The organism is Mycobacterium sp. NS-7484 (assembly GCF_001953975.1).
In the GTDB taxonomy this organism is placed as follows: domain Bacteria; phylum Actinomycetota; class Actinomycetes; order Mycobacteriales; family Mycobacteriaceae; genus Mycobacterium.
On sequence record NZ_MBEJ01000062.1, the window covers coordinates 28,999 to 39,650 of the forward strand.

At 68.1% G+C, this 10,652-nt stretch carries 12 protein-coding genes; 2 read left to right on the top strand and 10 right to left on the bottom strand.

Annotated elements, in window-relative coordinates:
* Positions 1–83 precede the first annotated feature (83 nt).
* From A5733_RS10825 to A5733_RS10840, 4 genes are read right to left on the bottom strand one after another with little or no spacing between them, the layout of a single operon-like run.
* Positions 84–1,760 carry a bifunctional uroporphyrinogen-III C-methyltransferase/uroporphyrinogen-III synthase gene (locus tag A5733_RS10825; RefSeq protein ID WP_076240108.1) on the bottom strand — a complete coding sequence of 559 codons (1,677 nt, stop codon included), beginning with the start codon at positions 1,758–1,760 and terminating at the stop codon, positions 84–86.
* Positions 1,757–2,713 (bottom strand): hydroxymethylbilane synthase, encoded by a 957-nt coding sequence (gene hemC / locus A5733_RS10830; protein ID WP_067776038.1) that lies wholly within the window; start codon positions 2,711–2,713, stop codon positions 1,757–1,759. The genes A5733_RS10825 and hemC overlap by 4 nt, the downstream gene beginning before the upstream one ends.
* Positions 2,714–2,716: 3 nt before the next feature.
* Positions 2,717–4,069 carry a glutamyl-tRNA reductase gene (locus A5733_RS10835; RefSeq protein WP_067776040.1) on the bottom strand — a complete coding sequence of 451 codons (1,353 nt, stop codon included), beginning with the start codon at positions 4,067–4,069 and terminating at the stop codon, positions 2,717–2,719.
* A gap of 53 nt (positions 4,070–4,122) precedes the next feature.
* Positions 4,123–4,338, bottom strand: a complete 216-nt coding sequence (locus A5733_RS10840) for a glutaredoxin family protein (protein ID WP_233152671.1) — start codon at positions 4,336–4,338, stop codon at positions 4,123–4,125.
* A 107-nt stretch (positions 4,339–4,445) separates the two neighbouring features.
* On the opposite strand from A5733_RS10840, the gene A5733_RS10845 reads away from it, so the two are divergent.
* Together A5733_RS10845 and A5733_RS10850 are read left to right on the top strand one after the other, a co-directional pair.
* A complete protein-coding gene (locus A5733_RS10845; RefSeq protein ID WP_067776043.1) occupies positions 4,446–5,339 on the top strand; it encodes an HAD family phosphatase in 894 nt (297 codons plus the stop codon).
* A 100-nt stretch (positions 5,340–5,439) separates the two neighbouring features.
* Positions 5,440–5,970, top strand: coding sequence for a MaoC family dehydratase N-terminal domain-containing protein (locus tag A5733_RS10850; protein ID WP_076240110.1), 531 nt, complete (start codon positions 5,440–5,442; stop codon positions 5,968–5,970).
* 78 nt (positions 5,971–6,048) lie between these two features.
* Here A5733_RS10850 and A5733_RS10855 read toward each other — a convergent pair whose 3' ends face one another.
* The 6 genes from A5733_RS10855 to A5733_RS10880 form a co-directional block, all read right to left on the bottom strand.
* On the bottom strand, positions 6,049–7,116 hold the full coding sequence (locus A5733_RS10855; protein WP_076240111.1) for a lysophospholipid acyltransferase family protein: 1,068 nt from the start codon (positions 7,114–7,116) through the stop codon (positions 6,049–6,051).
* 35 nt (positions 7,117–7,151) lie between these two features.
* Positions 7,152–8,288 carry an SDR family oxidoreductase gene (locus A5733_RS10860; RefSeq protein ID WP_076240112.1) on the bottom strand — a complete coding sequence of 379 codons (1,137 nt, stop codon included), beginning with the start codon at positions 8,286–8,288 and terminating at the stop codon, positions 7,152–7,154.
* A 29-nt stretch (positions 8,289–8,317) separates the two neighbouring features.
* Positions 8,318–8,419 carry a 30S ribosomal protein bS22 gene (locus A5733_RS10865; protein WP_003402602.1) on the bottom strand — a complete coding sequence of 34 codons (102 nt, stop codon included), beginning with the start codon at positions 8,417–8,419 and terminating at the stop codon, positions 8,318–8,320.
* A 118-nt stretch (positions 8,420–8,537) separates the two neighbouring features.
* A complete protein-coding gene (locus A5733_RS10870; protein WP_003882954.1) occupies positions 8,538–8,765 on the bottom strand; it encodes a cell division/environmental response transcriptional regulator in 228 nt (75 codons plus the stop codon).
* Between the two features lie 138 nt (positions 8,766–8,903).
* Positions 8,904–9,764, bottom strand: a complete 861-nt coding sequence (gene proC / locus A5733_RS10875) for a pyrroline-5-carboxylate reductase (protein ID WP_142253924.1) — start codon at positions 9,762–9,764, stop codon at positions 8,904–8,906.
* A gap of 50 nt (positions 9,765–9,814) precedes the next feature.
* Positions 9,815–10,633: a thioesterase family protein gene (locus A5733_RS10880; RefSeq protein WP_076240113.1), complete on the bottom strand. Its 819-nt coding sequence runs from the start codon at positions 10,631–10,633 to the stop codon at positions 9,815–9,817.
* Positions 10,634–10,652 lie beyond the last annotated feature (19 nt).

Sequence of the window (10,652 nt, forward strand, 5' to 3'; positions counted from 1 at the left end):
CTTACTTCCGCTCCTTCGCCGAAATACCATCCGGCCGGAAAAGCGCAGATACCTGCCTGCTGGAATGCCGTAACGGCGGGTGGTTACCGGCGGCGGCTCTTCTTGCGCGGCGGGGGCAGCGCCCCTTCGGCCCGCAGTCGGGCGGCGTGCTCGGCGAGCGCGTCGACCAGTGGCCCGACCGCAGCCGTCTCCGGCTGGACATCCACGCGCAGGCCGAATTCGGCTGCGGTTTCAGCGGTTTTCGGGCCGATGCAGGCCACGATGGTGCGAGCATGCGGCTTGCCGGCGATACCGACCAGGTTGCGCACCGTCGAGCTCGAGGTGAAGCAGACCGCGTCGAAACCACCGGTCTTGATCATCTCGCGCGTTTGCGCCGGCGGCGGAGCGGCCCGCACGGTGCGGTAGGCGGTGACATCCTCGATCTCCCAGCCGCGTTCCCGCAGCCCCTCGGCCAGCGTCTCGGTGGCGATGTCGGCGCGCGGCAGCAGCACCCGGTTCACCGGGTCGAAAACCTCATCGAACGGCGGGAACTCGTCGAGCAGGCCCAAGGAGGACTGCTCGCCCGACGGCACCAGTTCGGGGTTGATACCGAACGCGCGCACCTTGTCGGCGGTGGCCTGCCCGACGCAGGCGATCTTCACGCCGGAGAACGCCCGCGCGTCCAGACCGAACTCGTTGAACTTCTCCCACACCGCCCGCACGGCGTTGGTGGAGGTGAACACCACCCACTGGAACCGGCCGTCGACCAGACCCTTGACCGCACGCTCCATCTGCGCCGGGCTCCGCGGCGGCTCGACGGCGATGGTGGGCACCTCGACCGGCAGAGCGCCGTGGCCGACCAGCTTGTCGCTCATCTCACCGGCCTGGTCCTTGGTGCGCGGCACCAGCACGGTCCAGCCGTACAGGGCGCGGCTCTCCCACCAGTTCAGCTTGGCCCGGTTCGCGACGGTCTTGCCGATGGTGACGACCAGTGGACCGGTGAGCGGGCCGGCCAGCTCACTGCCGGCCGGCTTTTCCAGCACGGCCTTGTCGGTCAGTCCACCGAGCGTGGTCTCCACCGAGCGCTGCTGGCAGGTGGTGCCGCTCGCGGTCACCACCACCGGGGTGGTGTCGACGAGCCCGTGCTCGATCAGGGTGCGCGCCGCATCCGGCAGATGCGAGGCGGTGGCGTGCAGGATCAGCGGCCCGGGTGCGGCGGCCAGCGCGGCCCAGTCCACGTCACCGCGGACATCGGCCACGGTGTGCGCAGAGCCCAGCGGCAGACCCGCATAGGTAGGCACCGCGCTGGTGGCGGGCAGCCCGGGGACGATCTCGAAGTTCACGTGGCTCTTGGCCAGGGCACCGATCTCGGTGATCACCGCATCGACCGACAGCGGGTCACCGGCGACCAGGCGCACCACGTCGTAGCCGTGGCGGGCCTCGGCGGCCAGGGTCTTGGCCACCTCGGCGGGATCGCCGAGGGCGGGACGGATCTCGGGGCCACCGGGGATGACGGCGGCCTGCGCGGCCTCTGACGTCGCACCGGAGTCGGCGTCGGTCCCGTCAGCCTTGGCCGGCTCGGCCGGGGCCGGGCCCGACGCCGGCGGCAGCTCGGTGCCGACGAGCTCCAGGACCGCTTGGGGCACGTCGGGATCGGTGAACACCAACTCGGCATGCGCCAGCACGGCCTGTGCCCGTGCCGTCAGCAACCCGGGATCTCCCGGGCCCGAGCCGACAAATGTGATGCGGCCGGGCTTCGCCTTGCGACCTCGCATGGTCATTCTTCACTCCCGCGCTCTACCAACAGCTCGCGTGCGCCCAGATCGAAAAGCTCCGCGGCCACCGACAAACCCAGGTCGGTGGCCCGGCCGGGGGTCCCGATGCCGGACGCACGGATCACGTCGGATCCGTCCAGCGTCGCCACGCAGCCGCGCAACGACAGCTCTTCGAAGACATTGCCGTCCTCATCGATGGACTCGACCACCTCGGCGATCGCGCCCACCGGTGCGGAACAACCCGCCTCCAGTTCGGCGAGCAGGATCCGTTCTGCGGTGACCGCGGCGCGCGTGTCGGCGTCGTCCAGCTCCGACACCACCGAAATCAGTTCGGTGTCGCCGGCGCGGCATTCCACCGCGAGCGCACCCTGAGCCGGCGCTGGCAACATCTGCACCGGCTCGAGCGACTCGGTGACCACATCGAGGCGTCCGATCCGGGCCAGACCCGCTCGGGCAACCACGATGGCGTCGAGATCGCCGCTCGTAACCCTGTTCAACCTGGTATCTAGGTTGCCTCGTAGGGGGCGGATTTCCAAACCGAGACCCAGTGCTCTAAGCTGCGCGGCCCGTCGCGCACTCGACGTGCCGATCACCGAGCCCGCCGGCAACTCGCCGAGCACCAGTCCGTCACGGGCCACCAGCGCGTCACGCGGGTCCTCGCGGGACGGCACAGCGGCGATGACAAACCGATCGTCACGAGCGGTGGGCAAATCTTTGTAGGAGTGCACGGCCATGTCCACCCGGCCGTCGTGGATCGCCTCCCGCAGCGCCGCGGTGAAGACCCCGACGCCGATGTCGGCGATGGGGCCCTGGTTGCGGTCGCCCTCGGTGGAGATGATCACCAGCTCGCAGGCGTGGCCCGCGGCTCGCAAAGCGTCCCTGATGGTGCCGGCCTGCGTGGTCGCCAGCAGGCTACCCCGGGTGCCGATCCGGATGACCGTATCGCGCGTTTTTTCCAAGCTCTACTCAGACTTATCGAGATCTGTTGTCATGAAGGGCAATTCGCTAGCCGCCACAGCTTCGACGGCCTGCGGATCGAGTTCGAACAGCTCACGCAAGGCTTCTGCGTAGCTGTCCCCGCCAGGCGCGCTGGCGAGTTGTTTCACCCGCACCGTGGGTGCGTGCAAAAGCTTGTCGACGACGCGGCGGACCGTCTTGGCCACCTCGTCGCGGTGTGCTGCCTCCAGCTCGGGCAGCCGGTTGTCCAGGCGCAGCAGCTCGGCCTCCACCACGTCGGCGGCGCGTTGCCGCAGGGCGGTGACGGTCGGGGTGACCTCGGCCATCCGCTGCCCGGCCAGGTAGTTGGCAACCTCGGTGGCGACGATCGTGCGGGCGGCGTCGGCATCGGTGGCCGCGGCCCGCGCCGAGGGCTCCCGCTGGATGCGGTCCATGTCGACCACCCAGACCCCGGGCAGCCCGGCCACGGCCGGGTCCACGTCACGTGGCATACCGAGGTCGCAGACGATCAGCTGCCGCGTCCCGTCGTCGTTGCGCTGAGCTAGGGCATGGTGCACATCGGCCAGGGAGACCACGGGCCGTACCGCCCCGGTGCTGCTGACGACGACGTCGGCGTCGACCAGGGCCTCGGCCAGCTGGTCGAGGCCCATCGCCCGCGCTGCGACGCCCTGTTCGGTGAGGTTGTGGGCCAGCCGCCGGGCCCGCGGCAGCGAGCGGTTGACCACGTTGACCCGGTCGATCCCGGCGCGCACCAGATGGGCCGCGGCCAGCGCACCCATCGAACCCGCGCCGACGACTGCGGCCGTACGTCCGGCCAGCCCGCCGGCAAGTTTGGTTTCGGCCATGCCGAGGGCGACGGAGACCACCGAGGCGCCGGCGGCGTCGATGCCCGTCTCCGAGTGCACACGCTTGCCCACGTTGAGCGCCCGTTGGGCCAGCTCATGGAGGGTGCGCCCGACGGTCTGATGCTCCTCGGCCGTGGCGTAGGCGCGGCGCACCTGGCCCAGCACCTGGGCTTCACCGATGACCGCCGAATCCAGGCCGCTGGTCACCGCGAACAGATGCTCGACGGCCGCCTCGGCGTACCGCACGTAGGCGTATTTGGTCAGATCGTTGAGCGACATGCCGGAATGCTCGGAGAGCACCTGCCCGATCACCGACAGCCCACCGTGGAACGCCTCGACCACGGCGTACACCTCGACGCGGTTGCAGGTCGAGAGCACCATGGCCTCGGTGACCAACGAGGACCGCAGCACCTCGTCGATGATCTTGGCCTGATCCGACTCGTCAGTGCTCAACTGCTCGAGAACAGACACCGGCGCGCTGCGGTGCGAAACCCCGAATAGCAGCACACTCACGGCTTCATCACCACGTCACCAAGGTAATCGTTTTCTCCCTCGCCCACCAAATTTCACCTGGCGGTGAGGTCCGCCCGAAGCTGCTGCTCGTCGACTTCCCAATAGCTGTGCTCGGTTCCGTCCAGCAAAATCACCGGCAACAGGTCACCGAACCGGGCCCGCAGCGAGCCGTCACCGGCGGCGGCCGCGGCATCCACGTCCGTGTTCACCAGCTCGAAGTCCAGTTCCTCGCGCAGCACGGCCAGCTTCTGCGCCGCGGCCGCGCACATGCCGCAACCGGCTCTGGTCAGCAACGTCACAGTGCTCCGGCCGCCGTGACCCCTCTGCTCACGCTCCACACCGCCAGTATCCCGGCACGGTGACTTAGGGTGAAAACGTGCCCGAACCCGGTAGTTCCGATGCGCTCGAACAGGAGCTTGGCGGTGAGGCCAGCGCCGCACTCGCCGTCACCGAGCTTGAGTCCGACCCTGATCCCGTCGGCACTCCGGCGCCGCCGCCCGATCTGACGGCCGCGGCGTTCTTCGACGTCGACAACACCCTGGTGCACGGATCGTCGCTGGTGCACTTCGCCCGCGGACTGGCCGCCCGCAAGTACTTCACCTACCGCGACATCGTCGGCATCGCCTATGCCCAGGCCAAGTTCCAGTTCACCGGCAAGGAGAACAGCGACGACGTGGCCGCCGGCCGGCGCAAGGCGCTGGCGTTCATCGAGGGCCGCACCACCGCCGAGCTCGTCGAGCTGGGCGAGGAAATCTATGACGAGATCATCGCCGACAAGATCTGGCCGGGCACCCGCGCACTGGCCCAGATGCACCTGGATGCCGGGCAGCAGGTGTGGCTGGTCACCGCCACGCCCTATGAGCTGGCCGCCACCATCGCCAAGCGGCTGGGGCTGACCGGCGCGCTCGGGACGGTCGCCGAATCGGTCGACGGAGTGTTCACCGGCCGGCTCGTCGGCGACATCCTGCACGGCACCGGCAAGGCCCACGCGGTGCGCTCGCTGGCCATCCGGGAAGGGCTCAACCTGCGCCGCTGCACCGCGTACTCGGACAGCTTCAACGACGTGCCGATGCTGTCGCTGGTCGGCACCGCGGTGGCGATCAACCCCGACGCCGCCCTGCGCGACGTGGCCCGGGAGCGGGGCTGGGAGATCCGCGACTTCCGCACCGCCCGCAAGGCCGCGCGCATCGGGGTGCCCTCGGCCTTGGCGCTCGGCGCCTTGGGCGGCGCGCTGGCGGCAGTCGCCTCACGGCGCCACGACATTCGCTGAGCCGAGGCGCTGCGCTGATAAACTGCCGCGGCGGGCCGCGCCAGGGGGCTCCGCCGCCAGGCACTTTTGTGCGCCCAGCACACCGAACAGCGCAGGGAATATGAGCATCGCCGCAAACATCATCGGAACCCACTACCGGTACCCCGACTATTTCGAGGTGGGCCGGGAAAAGGTCCGGGAGTTCGCCTCCGCGGTCAAAGACGACCACCCCGCCCACTACACCGCCGAGGGGGCCAAGGAGTACGGCCACGACTCGGTGGTCGCCTCGCTGACCTTCCTGGCCGTGGCCGGTCGACGGGTGCAGCTGGAGCTGTTCGACAAGTTCGACATCCCGATCAACCTCGAGCGGGTGCTGCACCGCGACCAGAAGCTGATCTTCCACCGGCCGATCATGGTCGGCGACAAGTTGTGGTTCGACTCTTACCTGGACTCGGTGATCGAGTCGCACGGCACCGTGATCTGCGAGGTGCGCGCCGAGGTCACCGACGGTGACGGCAACCCGGTGGCCACCAGCGTGGTCACCATGCTCGGTGAGGCCGCCCACCCCGACGAGGCCGACGAGATCAGCTCGGCGATCGCCGCCAAGCGCGATGCCGCGATCGCCAAGATGATTGCTGGGCAAAAGAGCTAGCTTCTGCCGCGAGCAGACACAAACCCGCACATTTTCACCGAAAAATGTGCGGGTTTGTGTCTGTTCGCGGGGAAAAAGTCAGCCGAAGAACATGTTCCGGCGGCCGGCCAGCAGCTTGTACAGCGTGTGCTGGATGGTCTCGCGGACCTGATCGGTCAGCTCGAAGGTGATCATCGGATCGTCGGCCGCGGTCTCGTCGTAGCCCGACGTCTCGATCGGCTCGCCGAACTGGATGTGCCACTTCGACGGCAACGGCACCAACCCGAGCGGGCCGGCCAACGGGAACAGCGGGGTCACCGGGAAGTACGGCAGGCCCAGCAGCCGGGCCAGCAGCTTGACGTCGGCCATCATCGGGTAGATCTCCTCGGACCCGACGATCGAGCACGGCACGATCGGCGCCTGGGCCCGCAGAGCTGCGGAAACGAAGCCGCCACGGCCGAACCGCTGCAGCTTGTAGCGGTCTTTGAAGTTCTTGCCCAGCCCCTTGAAGCCCTCCGGGAACACCGCGGTGAGCTCACCGTTGGCCAGCAGCCCGTGCGCGTCGGTGGTGCAGGCCACGGTGTGGCCGGCCTTGCGGGCGGCCTGCCCGACCATCGGCAGGTCGAAGACCAGATCGGCGGCCAGCATCCGCAGGTCCCGGTGGGCCGGATGGTGATCGTGCACGGCCACCTGAGCCATCAACCCGTCGAACGGCAACACCCCGGCATGGTTGGCCACCACGAGCGCCGCCCCGGTCTCGGGCAGGTTCTCGATACCGGACACCTCGACCCGGAACCAGGACCGGAAAAACGTTCTCAGCAAAGGCATGAAGATTGCGTTGGTGATGTGCGGATCGAAGCCGAACTCGTCCACCGAGTAGGCGCCCGACATCCGGGTGCGGATGAATTCCGACACCGCCGCGATGCCCTTGACGAGGTCGGAGGGACCCTCGTCCGCCGGAAACTGGGCTGACGCGCTGCTACGGCGCTGATCGATTTCGCGCACCACCGCGGCGATCTGTTCAGCCGAGGCCCGGCCGCCCGGGTCGGCCAGTACCGACGGATGCCTGCGCGCACTCTCAGACCGAGCCGCAGCCCGGCGCGCGGCCGAGGAGCGATTCGAGTTCCCATGCAGCGGAATGACTTTCGCCTTAGGTTCACTCGACACGTCGATACCTTCTCCCACCCCGGTCAGAGCCAGTCCTACTGTCCCAAACGCTGCGCCACCCCCACGGCGCGACTCTCCATTGAGCGTACCCATCGCGGATCGAGTATCGGCGTCAATCCACGACCTCGGACGTAATCGTCGAACGCCTCGGCGGTCGTCCACTTGGGACTGTAACCCAGATCCCTGTGCATTCGCGTAGTGTCCATGACCCGGCCGTAGCTCAGATAATTCATCTGCTCACGGTCGAGCTCGGTGTAACTCGTTGCGCGACTGAGCGAATTCATCATCGACAACGCTGGGCGCGGCACCGGCAATCGCACGCGCCCCGACCGCCGGATCGCCTGACTCATCATGATGATGCCCGCAGCACCGACGTTGAACGTGCCCGCCACCCCGGCGGTGGTGGCATGCTCCAGCGCACCCAGGGCGTCCTGCTCGTGCAGCAGTTGCAATCGCGCGTCGTGCCCGATGACCGACGGCACCACCGGCCCGGCCAGATAGCGCGACAGCGCGGTGTCCATCGCCGGCCCGATCATGTTGGCCAACCGCAGGATGGTCAGATCGATGTCCGGACGGCGCCGGGCCAGACCCCGGGCGTAGCCCTCGATGTCGATGCTGTCGCGGGCGAACCCGTCACCCGGCGGACGCCGAGCGCTGCTCTCCTCGCTGAACATCACCGGATCGCGCGGGGAGGCGCCGTACACCTCGGAGGTGGACTTGAGCACGACCCGGCGGACCGACGGAGCTTTCTGACACGCCGCGAACAACTGGATCGCGCCCATCACGTTGAGTTCCTTCAACGCGGCCCGTCCCCCGGAGCGCGGCGCGTAGGACGCCGCCGCAGCATGCACGACGGTGTCCACGTTGCCGTTCCGGATCACCTTGGCGATGAACGGGTTGCGGATGTCGGCGCGCACAAACTCGGCGCGCCCCATCCGGCGCATCAGATCCTTGCTCGGCACCACCGCATCCACGGCGATGACATGCTCGATGGACGGATTCTGCGCCAGCCTCGAGATCAGAAATCCACCGAGGAACCGGCACGCACCCGTGACCAGAACCACTTTCGGCGGGGGCGCCGCGCCTGCGGACTGTGCCCCGCCGGATGAGCCCGTACCAGACGGACCGGGGACTCCCGTCGGGCGTCCCCCCGAACGACCATCAGAATCCATCGGCTCAGCCTAGCGGCTGCAGCGGTTGGCTACTTGCCGAGTTTTCTACGCTGCACTCGGGTACGCCGAAGCAGCTTGCGGTGCTTCTTCTTCGACATACGCTTACGCCGCTTCTTGATGACTGAGCCCATAAACCCCGGTGTCTCCGCTACTGACGCTGATGATTGACCCGGTCACTTTACCCGGGCCAGCCACCTAAACGGAAAACGGCCGGTACGCCCAACGCGCTCAGCCCGCCGCGGCCGGGTGTCAGCCGGCGTCGAAGTACGAAGACTCCAGCAGATCGTGGACAGCCTTGGCGTGGACCCGGAACGATCGGCCCACTCGCACCGCAGGCAGTTCACCGTTGTGCACCAGCCGGTACACCGTCATCTTCGAGACCCTCATCAAGCTCGCCACCTCGGCGACCGTCAGAAATTGAGCTCGAGGCTGACCGTCGCCAGCATCCCGCGCCGATGGCCCGTTCATAGACGTCATCGCAACCCAATCAATCAGGCACGGGCAGTTCCAGCGGCTTCCCCACCGCTGGCACCGACCCGCGCATACAAAGGGAGAATAGCGTGGCGGGTGGGGTTACTGCGACGGGTGTGGGCTAATCCATCCGAATTAATCTAATTACTCAGATGTAATTCCGAGCTGCTCAGAGCGCGTTTTCGCGGCCTGAACGGCGTTGGAGACCGCCGACCGCAGCCCCCCACGCTCCAGTTCCCGCAGCCCAGCGGCCGTCGTCCCGGCCGGGGAGGTCACCATCGCCCGCAACCGGCTCGGCGTGGTGTCCAGCGCGCCGCCTCCGGCCGCATTGACCTCGTCGAGAGTCTCCAGCAGCATCGCGGCCGAGCCGGCCATGGTCTGCACCGCCAGATCGGTGGCCACCGCGCGCGACAGACCCGATTCCACCCCCGCGTCCACGAGGGCCTCGACCATCAGGAAGAAGTAAGCCGGCCCCGAGCCGGACACCGCGGTCACCGCGTCCAGCTGCGACTCGACGACGGTGATCACCCCGCCGACCGCGTCGAAGATCGACGAGACCTCCTTGAGCTGATCGGCGGTGGCGAACCGGCCCGGTGCCAGTGCGCTCACCCCGCCGCCGACCACGATCGGCGCGTTGGGCATCACCCGGACCACCGGAGATCCGGCCGGCAACTTCGCTTCGTAGTAGGCCGTGCTGACCCCGGCCGCGATGCTCACGAACACCTGCTCGGCGGTGTCGGTGTCGGCCCGGGCGGCGGCGTCGGCGATCTCGTCGATCACATGCTCGACATCGGCCGGCTTGACCGCGATGACCACGTAGGTGGCGTTGTCGGCAGCGTCGGCCACGGAGGTCACCAACACCGAATACTTCTCCGACAGGTACTTGGCCCGGTCACCGAACTTCTCCGCCACCACCAGGTCCTTGACCTGACGACCAGCCCGTAACAGTCCTGACAGCAGCGCCTCGCCCATGCTTCCGCCGCCGATAATCGCGATCCTCGACATGGGCCACAGCATTCCACGACAGGCGCCCCGCCATATCGACGCCTCCGGAGTCAGCCAGACGCAGACGTGGGCACCATCGCCAACTGTCGCGACTGCACGATGATCCGGCCCTCGCAGTCGACCACGATGTGGTCTTCGTCGAACCAGTCCTGGCCGATCTGCACCGACGTGCACATCACCCGCAGCCAGCCGTCGGCCGGCAGCGCCCGCAGATACGTCGTCAGCTGGACCGTGGGCGCCCAACCGGTGCGTTCCACGGCGAAGGTGACCGGAGCCGACACATCGCCGCACAGGAGCGCGAACAGGACGTCGGGAGCCACCCCCTTGGGACGCACCCAGTACTCGAACACGGGTGGGCCCCCGTCGCTACGCGGCCCCATCGTGTGCAGCGCAGGCCGGATGTCGCAGCCGTGCGCCAGATGCACGACGTCGGCCATCGGGTGTCCGGGGCCGATCGGCTCCAGCCCGGGCGGCGGCTCGGGCGTCATCAACGGCACCACCGGGTTGAACGACAGCAGCGGCGGCACGTGGTGTTCAGGCTCGCCCAGGGTCACCGACGCCGTCACCGCGACTCGGTCGCCCTGCCGCAGCTCCACATCGATCAGGCCGATCCGCCGGCCTCGCTTGCGCACCGTCGTCACGATCTCCATGGCGCCCGGATCCGGAGCCCACAGGTAGTTCGCCGACATCGCGATCGGCTGCGCGGACGTACCCAACTCGGTACGCGCGGCATTGGCGCACAACGCGAGCATCGCCCCGCCGTGCACCTTGGGGCCGATCGTCCAGTGCTCGTTGAGCTCGCCGTGGTAGACGCCGTCACCGGCGGCGGTCAGCGCCATGGCGTCGGTGAACAGGGTGGAGCCGGTCATGAGTGGTCCTTAGGGGCTG